The organism is Nonomuraea sp. PA05 (assembly GCF_008086045.1).
GTDB classification, from domain to species: Bacteria; Actinomycetota; Actinomycetes; order Streptosporangiales; family Streptosporangiaceae; genus Nonomuraea; species Nonomuraea monospora.
Map to the genome: position 1 here is coordinate 239343 of NZ_VSEY01000014.1, position 24480 is coordinate 263822.

Consider the following 24480-nt stretch of genomic DNA (forward strand, 5'->3'; position numbering starts at 1 on the left):
CCCCCCGATGCCCCCCGGCCCAGTCCTGCCCTGGACAGGCCGGGGGAAAACCGGCAGGTCAGAACACCCTGGAGGCCGCCTCGTCCCAGGCCGTGGAGTCACCCGACGGCTCGTAGCGGCGCAGCGGCTGCGAGGCGGCGACCAGCGCGCGCATCTCGCCGAGGTCCGACACCAGCCCGGCCGCCCGCGCCTGCACCAGCACGTTGCCGAACGTGGTCGCCTCGCCGGGGCCCGCCACCACCGGCAGCCCGCACGCGTCGGCGGTGAACTGGCACAGCAGTTCGTTGCGCGACCCGCCGCCCACCAGGTGCACCACCTCGACGTCGCGGCCCGACAGCTCCATCGCCTGCCGCACGGCCAGCCGGTGGCCGAGCGCCAGGCTCTCCAGCACGCACCGCACGTACGCGGCGGGGGAGGCGGGCGGGCGCTGCCCGGTGCGGCGGCACTCGGCGGCGATCCTGGCCGGCATGTCGCCCGGCGGCAGGAAGACGGGCTCGTCCGGGTTCACCACGGCGGCGAACGGCCGCTCGGCCGCCGCGGCCTTCAGCAGCTCGCCCAGGTCGGAGCCGGGCCAGGCGCGCAGGCACTCCTGCAGCAGCCACAGGCCCATGACGTTGCGCAGGTAGCGGACGGTGCCGTCGATGCCGGCCTCGTTGGTGAAGTTCGCGGCGCGGCTCTCGGGGGTGAGCACCGGGCCGGGCAGCTCCACCCCGGCCAGCGACCAGGTGCCGCACGAGACGTAGGCGAAGGCGGGACCGGAGGCGGGCACCGCGGCCACCGCCGAGGCGGTGTCGTGCGAGCCGACCGCCCGCACGGGCGCCGACCAGCCGATCTCTCCGGCCACGTCCCTGCGCAGGCCGCCGGCCATGTCGCCGGGCCGGCGCAGCGGCGGGAAGATGCCCGCCGGCAGGCCGAGCTGCTTGATCAGCGGTAATGCCCACTCGCGGGTGCGCACGTCGAGCAGGCCCGTGGTGGAGGCGTTGGTCACCTCGGCGCCCTGCTCGCCGGTCAGCCAGTAGCCGATCAGGTCGGGGATCAGGAGCATCGTGGCCGCGTCGCCGAGCCGCGGCTCCGCGAGGAGCTGGTAGATCGTGTTGAACGGCAGCACCTGGAGGCCCGACACGTCGTACAGGGTCTCGGGCCCGACCGAGGCGGCCACCTGCTCGGCCAGGCCGGTCGTGCGGTCGTCGCGGTAGTGCACCGGGTTGCCCAGCATCGCGCCCGTCTCGTCGAGCAGCGCGTAGTCGACCGCCCACGAGTCGATGCCGATGGAGGAGACCGGGCCCGCGGCGCGCAGGCCGGTGAGGATCTCGCGGTAGAGGCCGAGGATGTCCCAGTACAGGTGGTCGGCGACGCGCACCGGGCCGTTCGGGAAGCGGTGCGCCTCGGTCAGGCGCAGCCCGTCGGACAGGTCGGCCAGCATCACCCGGCCGCTGGAGGCGCCCAGGTCTACGGCGGCGAAACGGCGGCTCATGCGGCGGACTCCCTGGCGGCGGCGGAACGGCGGCTCATGCGGTGGACTCCCTCGCGACGAGCTCCGGCTGGAACATGATGTGCTGGTGCGCGTGCGTGTCTGGATTGTCACACTCGTCCAGCAGCAGCTCGGTGGCGATCCGCCCGAGCTGGTACGTGGGCTGCCGCATCGAGCTGAGCGACACCGTGGACGCGGCGGCGAAGTCGATGTCGTCGTAACCCATCAGCGCCACCTCCTCCGGCACCCGCACCCCCGAGCGCAGCAGGGCACGCAGCACGCCCAGCGCCAGCAGGTCGTTGGCGCAGAAGACGGCCTCGGGCAGCCCGCCCGCGATCAGGTCGGCGGCGGCCTTCTCACCCGCGCGGGCCGTCATCGTCGCGGCCTCGGCCACCCGCAGGTCGGCGGGGTCCAGCCCGGCCCCGCGCATCGCGGCCCTGGCGCCCTCGCACCGCTCCACGCACTGGCGGATGGTCATCGGGCCCGTCACGTACGCGACGCTGCGCGCGCCCTTGGACAGCAGGTGCGTCACGGCGGCCCGGCCGCCCGCGACGTCGTCCACGGCCACCGCGCACTGGTCGGGCCGGTGCGCCGGATGGTCGACCAGCACCACGCTGATGCCGTTCTCGCGCAGCCGGTCGAGCCTGCCCGGGTCCTCGCCCGACGGGGTGATCAGCACGCCGCGCACCCGGTGCTCGGCCAGCACCCGCAGGTTGCGCTCCTCCTTGTCCTGCGAGCCCGCGGAGTTGCCGAGGATCACGGCGTACCCCAGCTCGCTGGCCACGTCCTCGACCCCGGCGGCGACCTCGGTGAAGAACGGGTTGCCTATGTCGATCACGCTCAGGCCGATCGTCCTGCTGTGCCCGGCGCGCAGGGTCGAGGCCGAGCCGTGGCGGACGAACCCCAGCTCGCTGATGGCGGCCTCCACCCGTTCGCGCGTCGCGGGGGCGACTTTGCCGGGCCGGTTCAGTACGTTGGAGACCGTGCCGGGGGAGACGCCGGCGTGTGCGGCGACGTCCTTGATGCTGACCATGGCCATGAGCACAAATTAAAACGTACTAACGGAGAGTGCGCCAGTCGCGGCACCGGTCGGAACGCGAATCCGCGTTGACACCGCCCTGACCGCCGCCTAACGTCGCGCGCCGGAAGTAAAACGTTTCTATAAGAGGGGGCGCTCGTGATCCGCGCTGCCATCGTAGGGGCCGGCGCCATCGCCGCGCACAGCCACGTGCCCGCGCTGCGGGCCCACAGCGACCGGGTCGAGCTGGTGGCGGTCGCGGACGTGGACGAGGCCAGGGCCAAGGCGCTGGCCGACGGCGTGGCGGTGTTCACGGACCTGGCTGAGCTGCTCGACGCCGAGCACCCCGACCTGGTGATCATCTGCACCCCGCCGTACCTGCACGCCGACCAGGCCATCGCGGCCCTGTCGGCCGGGGCGTGGGTGTGGTGCGAGAAGCCCGCCGCGCTCTCGCTGGCCGAGCTCGACCGCATGTCCGCCGCCGAGGGCGCGGCAGGGCCGTACCTGTCGGTCGTCTACCAGCAGCGCTTCGGCTCAGGCGCCCAGCACCTGCGCGCGCTGGGCGGGGCGCTGGGCCGGCCGCTGCTGGCGCTGTGCCAGACCACCTGGCACCGGGGCGAGGACTACTACGCCGTGCCGTACCGGGGCAAGTGGTCCACCGAGGGCGGCGGCACGACCGTGCTGCACGGCGTGCACCAGATGGACCTGATGTTGTCGGTGTTCGGCGACTGGGCCGAGATCAGGGCCATGGCCGGGCGCCTGGACCGGCCGATCGAGACCGAGGACGTGTCGCTGGCCATGGTGCGCTTCGAGAACGGCGCCATGGGCTCGGTCGTCACCAGCGTGCTGTCGCCGCGCCAGGAGAGCTACCTGCGCTTCGACTTCGCCGGCGCCACGGTGGAGCTGCGCCACCTGTACGGCTACGGCAACGCCGACTGGACCTCCACCTCGCCGCTGTGGAGCCCGCCCGGCGACCTGCCCAGCAGCCACGCCACCCAGCTCGGCCTGCTGCTCGACGCCTACGAGCGCGGCGAGCGCCCGCCGGCCTCCGGCGCGGACGCCAGGCGGGCCATGGAGTTCGTCACCGGCCTGTACGCCTCCGCCTTCACCGGCCGCCCGGTGCTCCGCACGGAGATCACCCAGGACAGCCCGTTCTACCACCGGCTCGACGGCGGCATTGAATCGTTCTTCACCGCTGGGAACTCCTGAGCGCCCACCAGCGGCCCGAGCGGGATCGGGCCTGCCGCCGGATGACCAGCGTTGACCTGCGGAAATGCCTCGCCTGAGTGACGGAGGGCTTGTGCGCCAGGCGGCCGGAACGTTTTAATCCCCGGTAAATGTGAGCGCTCATCGACATCTCGAAAGGCAGACATTCATGCCGGATGGCATTGCGTACGGCGGGGACTGGAATCCCGAGCAGTGGCCCGAGGAGACGTGGGAGCAGGACGTCGCGCTCATGCGCGAGGCCGGCGTCAACCGGGTCAGCGTCGGGATCTTCTCCTGGTCGTCGCTGGAGCCCGTCGAGGGCGTGTTCGACTTCGGCTGGTTCGACCGGGTGATGGACCTGCTGGCCGAGAACGGGATCGGCGCCAACCTCGCCACCCCCACCGCCTCCCCGCCGCCGTGGTTCTCGGACCCCTACCCGCAGGCGCTGCCCGTGGACGCCGACGGCCGCCGCCTGTACCACGGCAGCAGACAGGGCTTCTGCCCCAGCTCGCCCATCTACCGTGAGAAGGCCCTGCGCGTCGCCGAGCAGGTCGCCCTGCGCTACCGCGACCACCCGGCGCTGGTCCTGTGGCACGTGCACAACGAGTACGGCTGCCACAACGCCCGCTGCTACTGCGACACCTCGGCCGCCGCCTTCCGCGACTGGCTGCGCAGCCGCTACGGCACCCTCGACGCGCTCAACGACGCGTGGGGCACCGCGTTCTGGTCGCAGCGCTACAGCGACTGGGCGCAGATCCTGCCGCCGCGCGCCACCCCCAGCCTGCCCAACCCGGCCCAGCAGCTGGACTTCCGCCGGTTCAGCTCCGACGCGCTGATCGAGCTGTACGTCGCGGAACGCGATCTGCTCAAGCGGCTCACCCCGGACGTGCCCGCCACCACCAACCTCATGGCGGGCGCGCACTGGGACATGGACTGCTGGGCCTTCGCCGCCGAGACGGACGTCGTCTCCACCGACCACTACCTGATCGGCGCCCGCCGCGAACGCCACATCGACCTGGCCTTCGCCGCCGACTACGCCCGCTCGCTGGGCGGCGGCCGGCCGTGGCTGCTCATGGAGCACTCCACCAGCGCGGTCAACTGGCAGCCGCGCAACCTCGCCAAGACCCCCGGCGAGCTGCGCCGCAACTCCCTGACGCACCTGGCCAGAGGCGCCGACGGGATCATGTTCTTCCAGTGGCGGCAGTCCAGGTCGGGCGCCGAGAAGTGGCACTCGGCGATGCTGCCGCACGCCGGCACCGACACCAAGATCTGGCGCGAGGTGGCGGCGCTCGGAGCCGAGCTCGCCGCCCTCGCCGACGTCGCAGGCAGCACCGTCAAGGCCGACGTCGCCCTGCTCCTCGACCACTCCAGCGTGTGGGCGCAGGACCACCCCGCCCAGCCCACCGCCGAGCTCGACCCGGTCGAGGAGGCCAAGCGCTGGCACGCCGCGCTGTGGCGGGCCGGCGTCACCTGCGACCTGGCCCACCCGGAAGGCGACCTCACCGGGTACCGCCTCGTCGTGGTGCCCCAGCTCTACCTGGTCAGCGACGCCGGAGCGGCCAACCTTGAGGAGTTCGCCCGGCGGGGCGGGACCGTGGTCGTGGGGCCGTACAGCGGCATCGTGGACGAGCACGACCGCGTCCGGCTGGGCGGCTACCCGGGTGCCTGGCGTGACCTGCTCGGGGTGAGCGCCGAGGAGTTCTTCCCCCTCGACGAGCCGATCAGGCTCGCCTCCGGCGCCACGGGCAGCGTGTGGAGCGAGGCCGCGCGGGTCACCACCGCGAAGGTGCTCGACACGTACGCGACGGGGGAGCCCGCCTGGACGCGCAACGAGTTCGGGGACGGCGCCGCGCACTACCTGACCACGCTGCTCGACGACGCCGCCCTCGCCGAGGTCCTGGCCACCGCCTGCCGCGAGGCGGGGGTCTGCGCCGTGGCCGCGAGTGTGGCGGGAGTGGAGGTGGTGCGGCGCTCGCATCCCGACGGGCGCTCGTTCCTGTTCGCCATCAACCACACGACCGAGGACGCGGCCGTCACCACCCCTGAGGGCGGCACCGTGACCGTCGCGGCCGGTGACGCCGTCGTGATCCCCGGCTGATCCCCGGCCGAACGCACCGGCGCGTGGCGGCGCACCGGCCGCCGCCACGCGCCACCGCACCAGCGTCGAGCACGATTAAAACGTGTCATCTCCCGGATCCGGTTCCGTCACCGGATCGGGGGCCGCTGGTCCATTGACAGCGAGCACCAGGAATCATAGTTTCCTGCACGACGGATTAAAACGTTTTTGAAAGGAGTGTCAGTGCAACGCGTCTGCTTCCTGCTGAAAGTCCGCCCAGAGCGACTGGCGGAGTACCGCGAACGCCACCGCGACGTCTGGCCGGAGATGCGAGAGGCGCTGTCGCGCACCGGCTGGCACAACTACTCGCTCTTCCTCAAGGACGACGGCCTCCTCGTGGGATACCTGGAGACCGAGGACTTCGAGGCCGCGCAGAAGGCGATGGCCGAGACCGAGGTCAACGCCCGCTGGCAGGCCGAGATGGCGCCGTTCTTCGAGGGCCTCGACGGCCGCCCCGACGAGGGCATGGTCCCGCTGACCGAAGTGTTCCACCTGGATTGATCGGGGAGTAATGACTGACATCAAGGCCGCGCTGCGGTCGCAGCGCATCGAGACGCCGTCCTGGGCCTACGGCAACAGCGGCACGCGGTTCAAGGTGTTCGCCCAGCAGGGCGTGCCGCGCGACCCGTACGAGAAGCTGGCCGACGCCGCCCAGGTGCACGCCTACACCGGCATCGCCCCGACGGTCGCCCTGCACATCCCGTGGGACAAGGTGGACGACTACGCCGACCTGGCCCGCCACGCCGGCGAGGCGGGTGTGCGGATCGGCGCGATCAACTCCAACGTGTTCCAGGACGACGACTACAAGCTGGGCAGCGTCACCCACCCCGACGCGCGGGTCCGCCGCAAGGCCACCGACCACCTGCTCGAGTGCGTGGACATCATGGACGCCACCGGCTCCGACACCCTCAAGCTGTGGTTCTCCGACGGCATCAACTACCCGGGCCAGGACGACATCAGGGCGCGCCAGGACCGGCTGGCCGAGTCCCTCGCGGAGGTCTACGACCGGCTCGGCGAGGGCCAGCGCTTCCTGCTGGAGTACAAGCTGTTCGAGCCGGCCTTCTACGCCACCGACGTGCCCGACTGGGGCACCGCGTACGCGCACTGCGTCAAGCTCGGCCCCAAGGCGCAGGTCGTCGTGGACACCGGCCATCACGCGCCGGGCACCAACATCGAGTTCATCGTGGCGTTCCTGCTGCGCGAGGGCAAGCTCGGCGGCTTCGACTTCAACTCCCGCTTCTACGCCGACGACGACCTGATGGTCGGCGCGGCCGACCCGTTCCAGCTCTTCCGCATCATGTACGAGGTCATCAGGGGCGGCGGGTTCACCGACGAGGTCGCGTTCATGCTCGACCAGTGCCACAACATCGAGCCCAAGATCCCGGGCCAGATCCGTTCGGTGATGAACGTGCAGGAGGCCACCGCCAAGGCGCTGCTCGTGGACCGCGACGCGCTGAGCGCCGCGCAGAACGAGGGCGACGTGCTGGGCGCCAACGCCGTGCTGATGGACGCCTACAACACCGACGTGCGGCCGCTGCTCGCCGAGCTGCGCGAGGAGCAGGGCCTGGCGCCCGACCCGATGGCGGCCTACGCCAAGTCCGGATACTTCGAGAAGATCGCCGCCGAGCGTGTCGGCGGCCAGCAGGCCGGCTGGGGGGCCTGAACCATCATGTCCAACGTCATCAACGAACTCCTCGAACGCTCCCACCGCCTGGGCGCCGACCCGCGCAACACCAACTATGCGGGCGGCAACACCTCGGCCAAGGGCAGCGAGGCCGACCCCGTCACGGGGGAGGACGTCGAGCTGCTGTGGGTCAAGGGCTCCGGCGGCGACCTCGGCACGCTGAAGCAGGCCGGCCTCGCCGTGCTCCGCCTCGACCGGCTGCGGGCGCTCAAGGGCGTCTACCCGGGCGTCGAGCGCGAGGACGAGATGGTCGCGGCCTTCGACTACTGCCTGCACGGCAAGGGCGGCGCCGCGCCGTCCATCGACACCGCCATGCACGGCCTCGTCGAGGCCGGGCACGTCGACCACCTGCACCCCGACGCGGGCATCGCGATCGCCACCGCCGCCGACGGCGAGGAGCTGACCGGGCGCGTCTTCGGCGACAAGGTCGTGTGGGTGCCGTGGCGCAGGCCCGGCTTCCAGCTCGGCCTGGACATCGCCGCCATCAAGGAGGCGAACCCGCAGGCCATCGGCTGCGTCCTGGGCGGCCACGGCATCACGGCATGGGGCGACACGTCCGAGGAGTGCGAGGCCCGCTCGCTGGAGATCATCCGCACGGCGGAGGCGTACCTGGCCGAGCACGGCCGCCCCGACCCGTTCGGCGCCGTCGTGCACGACACGCTGGCCGAGGCGGAGCGGCACGAGCGGGCGGCGGCGCTGTTCCCGCTGATCCGCGGCCTGGCCTCCACCGACGTCCGCGTGGTCGGCCACTACACCGACACCCCCGAGGTGCTCGACTTCGTCTCCCGCGCCGAGCACCCGAGGCTCGCCGCGCTGGGCACGTCCTGCCCCGACCACTTCCTGCGCACCAAGGTCGCCCCGCTGGTGCTGGACCTGCCGCCGGACGCCCCGCTGGAGCAGGTCGCCGAGCGGCTGCGCGAGCTGCACGCCGCCTACCGCGCCGACTACACCGCCTACTACGAGCGGCACGCCACCCCCGACTCCCCGGCCATCCGCGGCGCGGACCCGGCGATCGTGCTGGTGCCGGGTGTCGGCATGTTCTCCTTCGGCAAGGACAAGCAGACCGCGCGCGTGGCCGGCGAGTTCTACGTCAACGCCATCAACGTCATGCGCGGCGCCGAGTCCGTCTCCTCCTACGCCCCCATCCCCGAGTCGGAGAAGTTCCGCATCGAGTACTGGGAGCTGGAGGAGGCCAAGCTCCGCCGGATGCCCAAGCCCAAGCCTCTGGCCACCAGGATCGCGCTGGTGACGGGCGGCGGCTCGGGGATCGGCGCGGCCACCGCCCGGCGGCTGGCCGCCGAGGGCGCGTGCGTGATCGTGGCCGACCGCGACCTGGGCGCGGCGGAGAAGGTGGCTGCCGAGATCGGCGCGAACGCCTACCGCGTCTCGGACGTGGCCGTGGCGGTCGGGGTGGACGTCACGTCGGAGGAGCAGATCACGGCCGCCGTACGCGCGGGCGTGCTCGCGTTCGGCGGCGTGGACCTGGTCGTCAACAACGCCGGCCTGTCGCTGTCGCGCGCGCTCCTGGAGACCACGCTGGCCGACTGGGACCTGCAGCACGACGTGATGGCGCGCGGCTCGTTCCTGGTCTCCCGCGAGACGGCCAGGGTCATGATCGACCAGGCCATGGGCGGCGACATCGTCTACATCTCCTCCAAGAACGCGGTCTTCGCCGGCCCGAACAACGTCGCCTACGGCGCCGCCAAGGCCGACCAGGCCCACCAGGTGCGCCTGCTGGCGGCCGAGCTGGGCGCGCACGGCATCAGGGTCAACGGCGTCAACCCGGACGGCGTCGTACGCGGCTCCGGCATCTTCGCCTCCGGCTGGGGCGCCAACCGCGCGGCCGTGTACGGGGTGGAGGAGGAGAAGCTGGGCGAGTTCTACGCCCAGCGGACCCTGCTCAAGCGCGAGGTCCTGCCCGAGCACGTGGCCAACGCGGTCTTCGCCCTCGCGGGCAGCGACCTGACCCACACCACGGGCCTGCACGTCCCGGTGGACGCGGGCGTGGCCGCCGCCTTCCTCCGTTAGTCAGGAGTAGGCGGCCACCATCCCGGTGACCGTCAGCACGAATCCGGCCGCCGTGACCAGGACCCCTCCGGTCACGGCGGCCCGGCTGCGCACGCCCCGCCAGTACAGGAGCACGTACGGCAGGAAGCCCAGCCCGCCCAGCCCCACCCCTGGCAGCGCCAGGGCCGCCAGCACGCCCCTCGTCCCGGCCGGCGCCGCCCGGTCGCCCTCCGGCGTGAGCTGCGCCCGCGTCACGTCCCCCGCCGAGGAGTCGGGCGAGGCGGCCACCTCGACGGCCGGCTCCCCGCTGTCGGGCGTGAACCGGCCCCGGCAGTCGTAGCGTCCCTCGCCCAGGTCCTCGCACGAGAGCACGCGCAGCGTCCCCGGCGTTCCGGCCCGCCCCGTCGCCAGCTCCAGCTCGCCTGCCGCGAGGATCATCGGCGCCAGGCAGACCGACAGCCACAGCAGCACGAGGACGGCCCGGCCCCACGGCCCGGGCCCGTTTTCAGGTGTACGTGGTGTTAATTCGGACAAGAATTCGGTCATGGCCGCCATCATGACGCCCCCGCCTTGCACCTCACCTGTAGGTGACAAGTCTCACGATGCGGGCGTCAACCCTGCTCTGGCTTGCATGTTCATCCTCTAGAGTGCATCATCTTCACAAGCAAGGTCATGAGTGTTGATGCATAATCATGCAGGGGGTCGCATTGAGGGCAGCGGTCGCGGGAGCCAGCGGCTACGCGGGAGGGGAGCTGCTCCGCCTCCTTCTCGGGCACCCCGAATTCGAGATCGGCGCGCTCACCGCCGCCTCCAGCGCCGGCAGCCGGCTCGGCGCCCACCAGCCCCACCTGCCGCAGCTCGCCGGCCGCATCATCGAGGACACCACGGCCGACGCGCTCGCCGGCCATGACGTGGTCTTCCTGGCACTGCCGCACGGCCACTCCGGTGCCGTCGCCGCCCAGCTCGGCCCGGACACGGTGGTGGTCGACTGCGGAGCCGACCACCGGCTCTCCGACCCCGCCGCCTGGCAGGAGTTCTACGGCGGCGAGCACGCCGGCACCTGGCCCTACGGCCTGCCCGAGCTGCCCGGCCAGCGCGAGGTGCTCAAGGGCGCCAAGCGCATCGCCGTCCCCGGCTGCTACCCGACCTCCGTGCTGCTCGCCATGACGCCCGCCTTCGCCGCCGGCCTGGCCGCGCCGGACGTGGTCGTGGTGGCCGCCAGCGGCACCAGCGGCGCCGGCAAGTCGCTCAAGCCCAACCTGCTCGGCAGCGAGGTCATGGGCTCGGTCAGCGCGTACGGCGTCGGCGGCGTCCACCGGCACACCCCCGAGATGGAGCAGGGCCTGTCAGCCGTCGCGGGCACGCCCGTCCGGGTGTCGTTCACCCCGACCCTGGCCCCCATGAGCCGCGGCATCCTCGCCACCTGCTCCGCCCCCGCCGCGCCCGGCGTCACCGGGGAGTCGCTGCGCTCGGCGTACGAGGTCGCGCTGAAGGACGAGCCGTTCGTCCACCTCCTGCCCGAGGGCGTGTGGCCCGCCACCGCCATGACCTATGGCGCCAACACCGCGGCGCTGCAGGTGACGCTCGACCCGCGCGCGAACCGCGTGGTCGCCGTCATCGCCATCGACAACCTCACCAAGGGCACCGCCGGGGGCGCCCTGCAGAGCGTGAACCTCGCCCTCGGCCTGCCGGAAGAGCTCGGCCTCCCCACGACAGGAGTTGCTCCATGAGTGTTACCGCCCCCCTCGGCTTCCGGGCCGCGGGCGTCGCCGCCGGGATCAAATCCGGCGGCGCCCGCGACCTGGCCCTCGTCGTCAACGACGGGCCGAGCCGCGCCGCCGCGGGCGTCTTCACCGCCAACCGCGTGAAGGCCGCCCCTGTGCTGTGGTCACAGCAGGTCCTGGCCGGCGGGCGGCTGCGAGCGGTGGTGCTCAACTCCGGCGGAGCCAACGCCTGCACCGGCCCTGAAGGCTTCCAGGACACCCACGCGACCGCCGAGAAGGTCGCCGAGGCGCTGGAGGACTCCGCGGGCGAGATCGCGGTCTGCTCCACCGGCCTGATCGGCGAGCGGCTGCCGATGGACGAGCTGCTGACCGGCGTCGGCACCGCCGCGGGCCAGCTCTCCCGCGACGGCGGCCTGGCCGCCGCCGACGCCATCCGCACCACCGACACCGTCTCCAAGATCTCCTTCAAGCGCGGCACCGGCTACATGGTCGGCGGCATGGCCAAGGGCGCGGGCATGCTCGCCCCCGCCCTGGCCACCATGCTCTGCGTGATCACCACCGACGCCGACCTGACCAGCGAGCAGCTCGACGCCGTGCTGCGCAGGGCCACGTCCGTGACGTTCGACCGGCTCGACACCGACGGCTGCATGTCCACCAACGACACCGTGCTGCTGCTGGCCAGCGGCGCCGCCGGGGTCAAGCCCGACCTGGCCGAGTTCGAGCAGCGCGTCACCGACGTCTGCGCCGACCTGGCCAGGCAGCTCCTCGTGGACGCCGAGGGCGCCTCCAAGGCCATCGCCATCGAGGTCGTCGGCGCCGCCTCCGAGGCCGACGCCGTCAAGGTCGGCCGCTCCGTGTCCCGCTCCAACCTGCTCAAGTGCGCCATCCACGGCGAGGACCCCAACTGGGGCCGCGTCCTGGCCGCCGTCGGCACCACCGACGCGGTGTTCGAGCCGGACCGGCTCAACGTGGCCATCAACGGCATCTGGATCTGCCGCGGCGGCGCCGTCGGCGACGACCGCTCCAAGGTGGACATGCGCCCCCGTGACGTGACGATCACCATCGACCTGTCGGCCGGCCCGCACACCGCCACCGTGCACACCACCGACCTCACGGCCGACTACGTGCACGAGAACTCGGCGTACTCCTCATGAGGCTGACCACCGCGCAGACCAAGGCTGAAGCGCTGATCGAGGCGCTGCCCTGGCTGACCCGCTTCCACGGCGCGACCGTCGTCATCAAGTACGGCGGCAACGCCATGACGGAGGAAGTCCTCAAGCAGGGCTTCGCCGAGGACGTCGTCTTCCTGCACCAGGCCGGGCTGCGCCCCGTCGTCGTGCACGGCGGCGGCCCGCAGATCAGCAGCGCGCTGGACAAGGCGGGCATCGAGTCCACGTTCACCGCCGGCCTGCGGGTCACCACGCCCGAGGCCATGCAGGTCGTCAGGATGGTGCTCACCGGCCAGGTCAACCGCGACATCGTCGGCCTGGTCAACCGGCACGGCCCGTTCGCCGTCGGCATGTCGGGCGAGGACGCCCACCTGTTCACCGCCGTGCGCAAGCAGGCCGTCGTGGACGGCAAGCCGGTCGACATCGGCCAGGTCGGCGAGATCACCAAGGTCGACCCCGGCGCCGTGAACGCCCTGCTGGACAACGGCCGCATCCCGGTCATCTCCAGCGTGGCCAGGGGCGACGACAACGAGATCTACAACGTCAACGCCGACACCGCCGCCGCCGCGCTGGCCGTGGCGCTCCAGGCGCACAAGCTGATCGTCCTGACCGACGTCGAGGGCCTGTACGCCAACTGGCCCGACGACACCGACGTCATCGACCTGCTCACCGCGGCCGAGCTGGAAACGATGATGCCCACCCTGTCCAGCGGCATGGTGCCGAAGATGGAGGCGTGCCTCACGGCCGTGCAGGGCGGGGTGCCGCGGGCGCACGTCCTCGACGGCCGGGTGCCGCACTCCCTGCTGCTGGAGATCTTCACCAATGAAGGAATCGGAACGATGGTGATGCCCTCATGAGCCTGTTCGAGAGGTTCGAGAACGCCTTCATGCCCAACTACGGCGTCCCCCCGGTCGCCCTGGCGCGAGGCGAGGGCTCCCGCGTGTGGGACGTGGACGGCAAGGAGTACCTCGACTTCATCGCCGGCATCGCGACCAGCTCGCTCGGCCACGCCCACCCGGCCCTGGTCGAGGCCGTTTCCAAGCAGGTCGCCACCATCGCGCACACCAGCAACCTGTTCCTGCACGAGCCGGAGGTGCTGCTCGCCGAGCGGCTGCGCGCCCTGCTGGACGCCCCCGCCCGGGTCTTCCTGGCCAACTCGGGCACCGAGGCCAACGAGGCCGCCTACAAGCTGGCGCTCAAGTACGGCAGGCGCGAGGGCCGCTCCTACTTCGTGGCCGCCGAGAACGGCTTCCACGGCCGCACCATCGGCGCCCTGTCCCTGACGGGCAAGAAGGCCATCCGCGACCAGTTCGGCCCGTTCCCCGTGCCCGTCCGGTTCGTCCCGTACGGCGACGCCGACGCGCTCAAGGACGCCGTGACCGGCGACTGCATCGCGCTCTTCCTGGAGCCCACCCAGGGCGAGGCCGGCGTGGTGCCGCCGCCCGACGGCTACTTCGAGGCCGCCCGCGAGATCTGCGACTCCACCGGCGCGCTGCTGGTGGCCGACGAGATCCAGTCGGCCATCGGCCGCTCGGGCCACTGGTTCGCGCACCAGGCCGACGGCGTCACCCCCGACATCCTCACCCTGGCCAAGGGCCTGGGCGGCGGCCTGCCGATCGGCGCCTGCGTCGGCTTCGGCGACGTGGGCAAGCTGTTCGAGAAGGGCGACCACGGCTCCACGTTCGGCGGCAACCCCGTCTCCTGCGCCGCGGCGCTCGCCGTGCTCGACCACGTCGACATCGGCCACGTCAGGACGGTCGCCGACCGGCTGCGCGGCGGGCTGGAGGCCGTTTCCCACCCGCTGCTCAAGAGTGTGCGCGGGCGCGGCCTGTGGCTGGCCGCCGTGCTGGCCGAGCCCCGCTCGGCCGAGGTCCAGAAGGCCGCCGCGAACGCCGGCTTCCTGGTCAACGCCCTGCAGCCGGACGCCGTGCGCATCGCGCCCCCGCTGATCGTGACAGCCGCGGAGGTGGACGCGTTCGTGTCCGCGTTCCCAGAGATTCTTGAGGCAGCCCGATGACGAGGCATTTCCTGCGTGACGACGACTTGAGCCCGGCCGAGCAGGCCGAGGTGCTCGACCTCGCCGCCGCCATGAAGAAGGACAGGTTCGGCTACCGGCCCTTCGAAGGCCCGCAGAGCGTCGCCGTCCTGTTCGACAAGCCGTCGGCCAGGACCCGCGTCTCCTTCCACACCGGCATCGGCGAGCTCGGCGGCCTGCCGCTGATCGTGGACAACGTCTCGGTCCTCATGGGCCGCGGCGAGCCCACAGCCGACCTCGCCCGGGTGCTCGACCGGCAGGTGTCCGCCATCGTCTGGCGCACCGCCGGCCAGGAGCTCATCGACGAGATGGCCGCCCACTCGCGGGTGCCGGTCGTCAACGCGCTCACCGACGAGTTCCACCCCTGCCAGATCCTCGCCGACCTGCAGACCATCCAGGAGAAGCTGGGCCGCACCGCCGGGCTCACCCTCACCTACGTCGGCGACGGCGCCAACAACATGGCCCACTCCTACCTGCTCGGCGGCGCCACGGCCGGCATGCACGTACGCGTCGCCGCGCCCGCCGGCTACCAGCCCGACGCCGTCATCCTCGACCAGGCCGCCGCCATCGCCGCCAGGACCGGCGGCTCGGTGGTGGCGCTGACCGACCCGGCCGCCGCCGCGCAGGGCGCGCACGTGATCGCCACCGACACGTGGGTTTCGATGGGCCAGGACGGCAAGGAGGAGAGGGTGGCCGCGCTCATGCCGTACCAGGTCAACTCCGAACTCCTCGGGCACGCCGCGCCCGACGCCGTCGTCCTGCACTGCCTGCCCGCCTACCGCGACTACGAGATCACCCCCGAGGTGCTCGACGGCCCGCAGAGCGTCGTGTGGGACCAGGCGGAGAACCGGCTGCACGCCCAGAAGGCCTTGCTGCACTGGCTAGTGTCTCGCACATGATGATCCCGATGACCAAGGCCGCGCGGCAGGCGAAGATCACCGACCTGCTGGAGCGGAAGGCCGTGCGCTCCCAGCCCGAGCTGGCCAAGCTGCTCGCCGAGAGCGGCGTCGAGGTCACACAGGCCACGCTCTCGCGTGACCTCGACGAGCTCGGCGCGCTCAAGCTGCGCGCCGACGACGGCTCCCTGGTCTACGCGCTGCCCGGCGAGGGCGGCGGCCGGATCCCGCTGACCCGGCTGGGCACCGGCGAGAGCCCGGCCGCCCGCCTGCACCGCATCGCGGAGGAGCTGCTCGTCGGCGCGGAGGCCTCGGCCAACCTGGTCATCGTACGGACACCGCCGGGCGCGGCACAGTTCCTCGCCTCAGCCATCGACCACGCCGACTGGGAGTCCATCCTCGGCACGGTCGCGGGCGACGACACCATCCTCGTGATCAGCCGCGACCCGGCGGGCGGCCAGGCCCTCGCCGAGGCGCTGCTGAAGGTCGCCGACCGGCGAAGCTAGCAGACTTTGGAGATTGTGAAATGCCCGACAGAGTAGTGCTCGCCTACTCAGGCGGCCTCGACACCTCGGTCGCCATCCCGTACCTCGCCGAGAAGATGAACGCCGAGGTCGTCGCCGTCGCCGTGGACCTCGGCCAGGGCGGCGAGGAGATGGACGTCATCCAGAAGCGCGCCGTCGACTGCGGCGCCGTCGAATCTGTCGTGGTGGACGCCAAGGAGGAGTTCGCCGCCGACTTCTGCGTGCCGGCCCTCCAGGCCAACGCCCTCTACATGGACCGCTACCCGCTGGTCTCCTCGCTGTCGCGCCCGCTGATCGTCAAGCACCTCGTCACGGCCGCCAAGCAGTTCGGCGGCACGATCGTCTCCCACGGCTGCACCGGCAAGGGCAACGACCAGGTCCGCTTCGAGGCCGGCCTGGCCGCCCTCGCCCCCGACCTGCAGATCATCGCCCCCGCCAGGGACTTCGCCTGGACGCGCGACAAGGCCATCGAGTACGCCGAGGCCAAGGGCCTGCCCATCGAGACCTCGAAGAAGAACCCGTTCTCCATCGACCAGAACCTGTGGGGCCGCGCCGTCGAGACCGGCTTCCTGGAGGACATCTGGAACGGCCCCACCGAAGAGGTGTACTCCTACACCGCCGACCCGACGCTGGCGCGCGAGCCCGACGAGGTCGTGATCACCTTCGAGCAGGGCGTGCCCACCGGCCTCGACGGGCGGACGCTCACGCCGTACGAGATCATCGACGAGCTCAACCGGCGCGCGGGCGCCCAGGGCGTGGGCCGCATCGACATGGTCGAGGACCGCCTGGTGGGCATCAAGTCGCGCGAGGTGTACGAGGCGCCCGGCGCCGTCGCCCTCATCGCCGCCCACATGGAGCTGGAGAACGTCACCGTCGAGCGCGACCTGGCCCGCTTCAAGCGCGGCGTCGACCAGCGCTGGAGCGAGCTCGTCTACGACGGCCTGTGGTTCTCGCCACTCAAGAGCGCGCTCGACGCGCTCATCGCCGACGCGCAGAAGCACGTCAACGGCGACATCAGGATGACACTCCACGGCGGCAACGCGACCGTGACCGGCCGCCGCTCCGTGGACTCTTTGTACGACTTCTCGCTCGCCACGTACGACACGGGCGACACCTTCGACCAGTCCCTGGCGAAGGGCTTCGTCCAGCTGTTCTCCCTGCCCGCCAAGATCGCGGCGGCCCGGGACGCGAGGAAGGGCTGAGTTGCACTATGGTCTCGGGGGACGCGAAGGAGATGACGGTGAGTGATGGCAAGCCGATGCGGCTGTGGGGCGGACGCTTCGAGAGCGGCCCGTCCGACGCGCTGGCCCGGCTGTCGGTGAGTGTGCACTTCGACTGGCGGCTGGTGCCGTACGACCTGGCGGCGTCCAGGGCGCACGCCCGCGTGCTGCACAGGGCGGGGCTGCTGACCGCCGAGGAGCTCGAACGCATGATCGGCGCGCTCGACGACCTGGAGCAGGCGTGCAAGGCCGGCGAGTTCCGGCCGACGGTCGCCGACGAGGACGTGCACACCGCGCTGGAGCGCGGCCTGCTGGAGCGGCTCGGCTCGCTCGGCGGCAAGCTCCGCGCCGGCCGCTCGCGCAACGACCAGATCGCCACCGACCTGCGCCTGTATCTCCGCGACCACGCCCGCTCGGTCGTCTCCCGGCTGGTCGAGCTGGAGACCGCGCTGATGGCCCAGGCCGAGCAGCACGCCGAGACCGCCGCGCCGGGCATGACGCACCTGCAGCACGCGCAGCCGGTCTCGTTCGGCCACCAGCTCCTGGCCCACGTGCACGCCTTCGCGCGCGACATCGACCGCATCACCGACTGGGACAAGCGCGCCGCGATCTCCCCGCTCGGCGCCGGCGCCCTCGCGGGCTCCTCCCTGCCGCTCGACCCGCAGGCCGTCGCCCAGGAGCTGGGCTTCGCCGCCGCCGCGCCCAACTCCATGGACGCCGTCGCCGACCGCGACTTCGCGGCCGAGTTCCTGTTCGACGCGGCCATGATCGGCGTGCACCTGTCGCGGCTGGGCGAGGAGATCGTCCTGTGGGCCTCGCAGGAGTTCCGCTGGATCGAGATGGACGACGCCTACTCCACCGGCTCGTCGATCATGCCGCAGAAGAAGAACCCCGACGTGGCCGAGCTGGCCCGCGGCAAGTCCGGCCGGCTCATCGGCAACCTCATGTCGCTGCTGACCACCCTCAAGGGCCTGCCGCTCACCTACAACCGCGACCTCCAGGAGGACAAGGAGCCGGTGTTCGACGCGGTCGACACGCTGCTGCTCGTCCTGCCCGCGATGGCCGGCCTGGTCGCCACCATGCGGGTCAACACCGCGCGCATGGAGGCCTCCGCCCCCGACGGCTACGCCCTGGCCACCGACCTGGCCGAGCTGCTCGTCCGGCGCGGGGTGCCGTTCCGCGACGCGCACGAGGCCGTCGGCCACCTCGTCGTGTGGTGCCAGGTCAACGACAAGGACCTCGGCGAGCTCAGTGACGACGAGCTGGCCAAGGTCTCGCCGCACCTGACGCCCGACGTGCGCGACGTGCTCAGCGTGCCCGGCGCCCTGGCCGCCCGCAAGGCCCACGGCGGCACCGCGCCCGACCGCGTCCGCGACCAGCTCATCGCGCTGCGCGAGGCGGTCGACGCGCAGGCGGCATGGGCCGCGGGGAGCTGAGCTTCGAGCCCGTGAGCCTTGATGGGGGCGGAGAGCTGAGCTTCGAGCGGGGCGGGGAGCTCAGCCCGGCGCCGCTGCCGCGGAGCTTCTTCGACCGGCCGTCCCACGAGGTGGCGCCCGACCTGCTCGGGCGCGTCCTCGTGCACGGGCCCGTCGCCGTACGCCTGACCGAGGTCGAGGCGTACGGCGGGCCCGGCGAGGATCCGGCGGCGCACACGTACCGGGGCAGGACACCCCGCAACGCGGTCATGTTCGGGCCTCCCGGGCACCTGTACGTGTACTTCACCTACGGCATGCACTTCTGCGCCAACCTCGTCTGCCTGCCCGACGGCTCCGGCTCCGCCGTGCTGCTGCGGGCGGGCGAGGTGGTGGCGGGCGTCCCCGAGGCCCTCGCCCGCCGCACGTCCGCCAAACCGGCCACCGGCCGTGACCTGCCCGATCAGGCGCGCACCCGCGGATCGGGCGACTCGCTCGATCAGGTGCGCACCCGCGGATCGGGCGACTCGCTCGATCAGGCGCGCATCCCCGGCCCGGGTGGCTCGCTTGATCAGGCGCGCATCCCCGGCCCGGGCGACGTACCGGCCATCGGCCGTGGCCCGCAGCCTGAGGCCGGCGCTCGCCGCCCGGCCGGGAAGCCGATCGCCGAGCGCGACCTGGCGCGCGGGCCCGCGCGGCTGGCGGTCGCCCTCGGCCTGCTCCGCGACCACAACGGCCTCGACGCCATCCTCGAAGGCTCACCCTCCGGCCGCCCCCACGGCTCACTCACCGTGCTCGAAGGCCGCCCGGCCGACCCGGCGCTGATCAGGTCAGGCCCCCGCACCGGCGTCTCGACGGCCAAGCAGACCCCTTGGCGGTTCTGGATCGACGGCGACGCCACCGTGTCCCCGTACCGCGCTCACGTCCCCCGCCGCCGCAGCGCCGCGGCCACCTCCGTCGGTGAGGTGCCCAGGTCGTGAGGGCTGAAGATGTGCAGGTTGTCGCCGGTGTCGATCTCCAGCATCTCGCTGCGCAGCCCCCAGCGCCTGCGTACATCGACCTTGATGTCCCAGATCGCCTCCCACGGCACGTGCCGCTTGCCCGCGAACCCGTGCACCACGGTGATGCCGCTCGGATCGGCCGCCAGCCGTACCGGGACGAGGACGTCACGCAGCCCCATCGCGCCCACCAGCACGGCCGCGGGGACAGCTAGGATCACACCCCGGGAATCACCCTCGAACCACCAGTAAACGCCGAGCCCGGCACACACCAGAGCCCCTAAGATCTTGAAAACGGCCAGCTCGCGACGGACCCTCCACATGGACACCCAGCGTATCCAAGTGGCGCGCATCCTGACTGATCGGGCAGGCTTAAAGGCATCCGCATCCGAACAGGAAAGCCAGATCACCGTGACCGACATCCTTGACGACCTCGCGTGGCGAGGCCTGATCGCCCAGTCCACCGACCTCGACGCCGTGCGCGCGTCCATGGCCAAGGCACCGATCACGGTCTATTGCGGCTTCGACCCGACGGCGGCGTCCCTGCACGTCGGACACTTCGTGCCGTTGCTGACGCTGCGCCGCTTCCAGCTCGCGGGCCACAACGCGATCGGCCTCGTCGGCGGCGCCACCGGCCTGATCGGCGACCCGAGCGGCCGTAACACCGAGCGTTCGCTCAACTCCACGGACGTCGTCGCCGGCTGGGTGGAACGCCTGCGCGGGCAGGTCGGCCGGTTCCTCGACTTCGACGAGTCGCGCCCCAACCCGGCGCGCCTCGTCAGCAACCTCGACTGGACGGGCGAGCTGAGCGCCATCGAGTTCCTGCGCGACATCGGCAAGCACTTCCCGGTCAACCGCATGCTGGCCAGGGAGTCGGTCTCCGCCCGCCTGGCGGGTGAGGGCCTCAGCTACACCGAGTTCAGCTACCAGCTCCTGCAGTCCAACGACTACCTGGAGCTGTTCCGCCGCTACAACTGCACGCTGCAGATCGGCGGCAGCGACCAGTGGGGCAACATCACCGCGGGCGCCGACCTGATCCGCCGCGTCGAGGGCGCTCACGTGCACGTGATCACCCAGCCGCTGATCACCAAGGCCGACGGCACCAAGTTCGGCAAGACGGCGGGCGGCGCGCTCTGGCTCGACCCCGCCATGACCTCGCCGTACGCCTTCTACCAGTACTTCCTCAACTCCGACGACCGCGACGTGATCCACTACCTCAAGGTGTTCACGTTCCGTGGCCGGGAGGAGATCGAGGCCCTGGAGAAGGCCGTCGCCGAGCGGCCCTTCGCCCGCGAGGCCCAGCGCACGCTGGCCGAGGACCTCACCGAACTGCTGCACGGCCGTCAGGAGCTGGACGCGGTGCTGGCCGCCTCCAAGGCCCTGTTCGGTCAGGGTGCTCTGGAAGAGCTGCCCGCCTCCACCCTGGAGGCCGCACTGGCCGAGGTGCCCAAGGCCGCCGTGCCCGCGCTCGGCGCCTCCTTCGTCGACCTGCTCGCCGACAGCGGGCTGGTCGAGTCGAGGTCGGCGGCGCGGCGGGCGGTCAAGGAGGGCGGGGCCTACCTCAACAACCAGAAGATCACCGACGAGGCGTACGTGCCGGTGGCCGAGGACCTGCTGCACGGGCGGTTCATGGTGCTGCGGCGTGGCAAGAAGTCGATCGGCGGCGTCACGGTCGGCTGACCCCCTCCTGCTTGCCCGTCCTGCTTGCCCGAGCGGGCCTTTCGCACTGCGAAAGGCCCGCTTTCGCGTGATACTCCCGACATGCCGTTGGCCGCGGACATCTGGACGACGACCGCCCCGCCTTCGTGGTGGCGGCGGCCGTGCTGGCCGGCCTGCTCCCCGGGTTCCCGCAGCCCGCGCCCTCGACTACCGCGAGGCCGTCGTGGACGCCTTGCGCCGCCGCTCAACCTGGAATCCATGTACGTCCAGGTTCGGATGCGTGAGGAGGAGCCGCTCCGCTACCGTCGCCCCGACGAGGCCCGCCGCCTGGCCAGGGCGTCCGGCAGGGAGGAACTGCTCACCGCGCGCGCCGGGCAGACGTTCGACCCGGAGGAGTCGCCCCGGCTGCCGGTCTACGTCGAACTGCGCAGCTTCGTGGACAGCGGAAAGGAACGGCTGCCCGACTTGGCCGCGAAGGACCTGCTCGACCGGTACGCCTTCCGGGACGCGGTGCCGTACCTGGAGGCGCGGCTGGCGGCGGGCGAGGCGGCTACGATTCCGCGGCGCAGCCACGGCACTCGGATGCGCGGCGTCCCCACGAGGCAGGCCGCCGCCAGAAGCAGATCCCCGTGGAAGAGGCCGCCACCGGCTCGCCCTCGCGCGGCTCCGTCCCCCGCCCCAGGACGCCCGGCAGCAAGGGCGACGCGTCGGCCATCCGCCCGGCCAGCAGCGTGATGACCTCCTCCCACCACGGATCGCGCCGACGCTGCGCGCAGACGCTGGTGGAGATCGGCGGCACCGAGATCACGGAGAAGCTGCTGACCTTGGACGGGAACCATGCCATCAGGGCCTTACGCAGGTCGAAGGCGAAGAGGGGCCGGTGCCCGGCTGCTGGAGTGTTACGTACGAGCACCTTCTGAGAGTGTTACGTACGAGCACCTTCTGAGAGTGTTACGTACGAGCACCTTCTGAGGCCGACTCGATCAGGCTGGCGGAGACCCTGGGCGCTCTGGGCCATGCGCAGGCGGAGCCAGGGTTTCCGGGTGTTCGCCGACGGCCGCGTCGTACCGACCGCCCAGCAGTTCACCGACGCGTGAACAACGCCACCGTCAGCCCCGGCAGATCTCCCGAATGCTTGGCCGCGCTCAGCTCGAACCCGGCATCCTCCACTTCCCTCACCCGGTCGATGGAGTCCCTCTCAAGCCCCGACTGTTTCGTGCCCCGCCACACGACCCAAACCCGCTCCCGGTCCGCCAGCGCCCCCGAGACATCGGACCCTTCCGAATACCCGAACCCGTCGGGGTCGGGCGCGCTCCTCGCCAGCAGCACGTCCACCGGCATCAGGGAGTCGGCGTAGTACTCGAAGCCCGCCCGCAACTGGCTCTGCCCGTAGACGATCGCGTCGTCCGGTTCCGCCTTGATCACCCGAAGCGCCCACGGGATGTTCTCGAACCGCCCGTCCTCCTCCCGTACCTCCGCATGCTCGGCGAAGGCCAGCCCGAACCCGACGACCACCACCATCACCGCCGCCACGACCTGGAAGCGCGGCAACCCCGCCACAGCCAGCCCGGCCAGCAGCGCCAGCGCGGGCGCCGTCACGAACAGATACCGATCCACATACGCCGGAGTCACGAGCACCGACACCGCGAGCAGCAGCACCGGCGGCAGTACCAGCCAGCCCGCCAGCACCGGAGCCCACACCCTGTCGCCACGCCCGGCCGCCGCCCGCCACAGCACCACCGCCCCGGCCAGCGCCATCACGAACAACACGACCCCGAGCGTGGTGGCACCCGCCGCCATCTTCGGGAACTTGAGCCACACCTCCGGCCCCCGCTCCGGGATCCAGCTGATCGCGTGCCGCTCCCCGTACCCGATCAACCCCAGCACGGCGGCGGGCACGCACCCCACGGCCAGCGCGCCCAGCATCCGCACCGCCACCACCCGTCGGAGCAGCAGGAGCTGCGCGGGCAGGACGAGCACCGCGAACAGATGCGTGGAGCAGACGAGCGCCACCGTCACCCCATACAGCACCCACCGTCGTGCCGCGCCAGGCCGTTCGATGGCGCGATGCAGCGCCCAGAACGAGAGCACCACCGCGGCTGCCGCGAACGCATACGACCGGGCGAACGCCCCGTAATAGGACACGGACGGCAGGATCGCGAAGATCCCCGCGCCGATCACGCCCGCCCGCACGCTGTGCAGCCGCCGGCCCAGATCGACCAGGAACCAGGCCGCCACCCCGATGGCCAGCGCCGACGGCAACCGCAGCCACAGCTCCGACGTTCCCGCCATCGACCAGAAGTGCATGAACAGGTAGTAGGGGAGAAAATGGCCGTCGATGTGGCGTGCCAGCTCGAACATTCCGGACAGCGAACGGGAGGCGGCGCTGATCGTCGCGAGCTCGTCGCCGTTCAGCGTGGCGGAACCCGTTCCTGACAGCCCAGTTACCGTGCCCACCAGCGCCATCCACCAGGGAGGTGAGCTGCGCAGACGCTGCGTGGCAGGGCGAGGGGATGGGGGAGCGAGTGTGGCGGCAGTGGTCACCGGGGCAGAATACGCGTTTTCTGCCGTACACCTCGGACCTCCGAGCGCTGCATTTCGGACGTCCGCTTGCCGTCCGAGGCCGGTAGCACCGCCGACCCGCAGTGGGCCGGCACTGCCCGCCGTTGACGGCGCCTACCGGCAACGGCAATACCGCTCGCCTTCATAACGCGCGCCTACCGGCAACGGCTTCGTTACCCGCCCTCGATGACGCCTACCGGCATGGCCCGCACCGCTCGCCCCTGATCGCCGGGCCGCGGTCGGTGATGCTGACCCTTGATGGCCGCCACCGGTCGGTGATGCTCGCCCTCCTGGCCCACACCGCTCGCCACCTTGATCCGGTGCCCGCTCTGAACGCACCCGCGCGGGGCGATTTGACGTCGCGCGGATCGCGACCTAATCTTTCACTTCGCCCCGGGAGTGAGCCGGACGCCGGTCAGGCGGACGGGCCCCAGGGCAAGCCCCTTGAAACAAACGAGCCAACCCAGGCAGAGCCGCTTCGGCGTGCTCCAGCATGGGCGGCTTCCGGGCGTGCTCAGATCACCGGAAAATCGGTTGATTCGACACGAGCCGGATGCCACGGTAAGTTACGAGGGTTGCCTCGGAGACGGGGCGCACAATCCTGGAAGATCAAACCACTTCTAGTCAAGTCGCTCGATTTGACACGAGGTAGGGCGATCGGATAAGATTGAGAAGAGCGAGATAGCGCCTCCGCGCTAGGGTTCAGGGATCTGAGCTCGTGCCGGATGTACGCGTCCGTTTCTTGAGAACTCAACAGTGTGTCAAAAGCCAGTGCATGA

At 71.5% G+C, this 24480-nt stretch carries 21 protein-coding genes; 16 read left to right on the forward strand and 5 right to left on the reverse strand.

Annotated elements, in window-relative coordinates:
- Positions 1–58: 58 nt before the first annotated feature.
- Positions 59–1474 (reverse strand): rhamnulokinase, encoded by a 1416-nt coding sequence (locus FXF51_RS23340; RefSeq protein WP_148436669.1) that lies wholly within the window; start codon positions 1472–1474, stop codon positions 59–61.
- A gap of 34 nt (positions 1475–1508) precedes the next feature.
- The gene (locus tag FXF51_RS23345; protein WP_148436670.1) at positions 1509–2510 is read right to left on the reverse strand and encodes a LacI family DNA-binding transcriptional regulator; all 1002 of its coding nucleotides are present in this window, start codon (positions 2508–2510) and stop codon (positions 1509–1511) included.
- 138 nt (positions 2511–2648) lie between these two features.
- Here FXF51_RS23345 and FXF51_RS23350 point away from each other — a divergent pair, with 138 nt between their 5' ends.
- From FXF51_RS23350 to FXF51_RS23370, 5 genes are all read left to right on the forward strand, one after another.
- A complete protein-coding gene (locus tag FXF51_RS23350; RefSeq protein WP_148436672.1) occupies positions 2649–3698 on the forward strand; it encodes a Gfo/Idh/MocA family protein in 1050 nt (349 codons plus the stop codon).
- 166 nt (positions 3699–3864) lie between these two features.
- Entirely contained in the window at positions 3865–5793 is a 1929-nt protein-coding gene (locus FXF51_RS23355) for a beta-galactosidase (protein ID WP_148436674.1), read from the forward strand.
- Between the two features lie 201 nt (positions 5794–5994).
- Entirely contained in the window at positions 5995–6312 is a 318-nt protein-coding gene (locus tag FXF51_RS23360; RefSeq protein WP_148436675.1) for an L-rhamnose mutarotase, read from the forward strand.
- Positions 6313–6322: 10 nt separating this feature from the next.
- Positions 6323–7474 (forward strand): L-rhamnose isomerase, encoded by a 1152-nt coding sequence (rhaI, locus tag FXF51_RS23365; protein ID WP_148436677.1) that lies wholly within the window; start codon positions 6323–6325, stop codon positions 7472–7474.
- A gap of 6 nt (positions 7475–7480) precedes the next feature.
- Positions 7481–9523: a bifunctional aldolase/short-chain dehydrogenase gene (locus FXF51_RS23370; protein ID WP_148436679.1), complete on the forward strand. Its 2043-nt coding sequence runs from the start codon at positions 7481–7483 to the stop codon at positions 9521–9523.
- Here the strand turns inward: FXF51_RS23370 and FXF51_RS23375 are convergent, their stop codons facing one another.
- Positions 9524–9973 (reverse strand): hypothetical protein, encoded by a 450-nt coding sequence (locus tag FXF51_RS23375; protein ID WP_262379777.1) that lies wholly within the window; start codon positions 9971–9973, stop codon positions 9524–9526. It abuts the gene before it with no gap.
- Between the two features lie 221 nt (positions 9974–10194).
- Between FXF51_RS23375 and argC the strand changes: the two genes are divergently transcribed.
- The 9 genes from argC to FXF51_RS23420 are packed head-to-tail and all read left to right on the forward strand — an operon-like array spanning position 10195 to position 19462.
- On the forward strand, positions 10195–11232 hold the full coding sequence (argC, locus tag FXF51_RS23380; protein WP_148436682.1) for an N-acetyl-gamma-glutamyl-phosphate reductase: 1038 nt from the start codon (positions 10195–10197) through the stop codon (positions 11230–11232).
- A complete protein-coding gene (gene argJ / locus FXF51_RS23385) occupies positions 11229–12380 on the forward strand; it encodes a bifunctional glutamate N-acetyltransferase/amino-acid acetyltransferase ArgJ (RefSeq protein WP_148436684.1) in 1152 nt (383 codons plus the stop codon). Before argC ends, argJ begins: the two co-directional genes overlap by 4 nt.
- Positions 12377–13252 (forward strand): acetylglutamate kinase, encoded by an 876-nt coding sequence (argB, locus tag FXF51_RS23390; RefSeq protein ID WP_148436686.1) that lies wholly within the window; start codon positions 12377–12379, stop codon positions 13250–13252. The genes argJ and argB overlap by 4 nt, the downstream gene beginning before the upstream one ends.
- Complete coding sequence (locus tag FXF51_RS23395; RefSeq protein ID WP_148436688.1) at positions 13249–14412, forward strand: acetylornithine transaminase; 1164 nt, start codon at positions 13249–13251, stop codon at positions 14410–14412. The genes argB and FXF51_RS23395 overlap by 4 nt, the downstream gene beginning before the upstream one ends.
- The gene (argF, locus tag FXF51_RS23400) at positions 14409–15329 is read left to right on the forward strand and encodes an ornithine carbamoyltransferase (protein WP_148436689.1); all 921 of its coding nucleotides are present in this window, start codon (positions 14409–14411) and stop codon (positions 15327–15329) included. Before FXF51_RS23395 ends, argF begins: the two co-directional genes overlap by 4 nt.
- Positions 15326–15832, forward strand: coding sequence for an arginine repressor (locus FXF51_RS23405; RefSeq protein ID WP_148436692.1), 507 nt, complete (start codon positions 15326–15328; stop codon positions 15830–15832). The genes argF and FXF51_RS23405 overlap by 4 nt, the downstream gene beginning before the upstream one ends.
- 20 nt (positions 15833–15852) lie before the next feature.
- Positions 15853–17052 carry an argininosuccinate synthase gene (locus FXF51_RS23410; protein WP_148436694.1) on the forward strand — a complete coding sequence of 400 codons (1200 nt, stop codon included), beginning with the start codon at positions 15853–15855 and terminating at the stop codon, positions 17050–17052.
- A gap of 32 nt (positions 17053–17084) precedes the next feature.
- Entirely contained in the window at positions 17085–18506 is a 1422-nt protein-coding gene (gene argH / locus FXF51_RS23415) for an argininosuccinate lyase (RefSeq protein ID WP_148436696.1), read from the forward strand.
- A gap of 11 nt (positions 18507–18517) precedes the next feature.
- Entirely contained in the window at positions 18518–19462 is a 945-nt protein-coding gene (locus tag FXF51_RS23420) for a DNA-3-methyladenine glycosylase (protein ID WP_262379778.1), read from the forward strand.
- Here FXF51_RS23420 and FXF51_RS23425 read toward each other — a convergent pair.
- A complete protein-coding gene (locus FXF51_RS23425; RefSeq protein WP_222871420.1) occupies positions 19402–19701 on the reverse strand; it encodes a PH domain-containing protein in 300 nt (99 codons plus the stop codon). The two genes, FXF51_RS23420 and FXF51_RS23425, sit on opposite strands and share 61 nt — an antisense overlap.
- 190 nt (positions 19702–19891) lie before the next feature.
- On the opposite strand from FXF51_RS23425, the gene tyrS reads away from it, so the two are divergent.
- Positions 19892–21160, forward strand: coding sequence for a tyrosine--tRNA ligase (tyrS, locus tag FXF51_RS23430; protein ID WP_148436698.1), 1269 nt, complete (start codon positions 19892–19894; stop codon positions 21158–21160).
- Between the two features lie 237 nt (positions 21161–21397).
- Positions 21398–21874 (forward strand): hypothetical protein, encoded by a 477-nt coding sequence (locus tag FXF51_RS23435; protein ID WP_148436699.1) that lies wholly within the window; start codon positions 21398–21400, stop codon positions 21872–21874.
- A 348-nt stretch (positions 21875–22222) separates the two neighbouring features.
- Here the strand turns inward: FXF51_RS23435 and FXF51_RS23440 are convergent, their stop codons facing one another.
- Positions 22223–23605 (reverse strand): glycosyltransferase family 39 protein, encoded by a 1383-nt coding sequence (locus FXF51_RS23440; RefSeq protein ID WP_148436757.1) that lies wholly within the window; start codon positions 23603–23605, stop codon positions 22223–22225.
- Positions 23606–24480 lie beyond the last annotated feature (875 nt).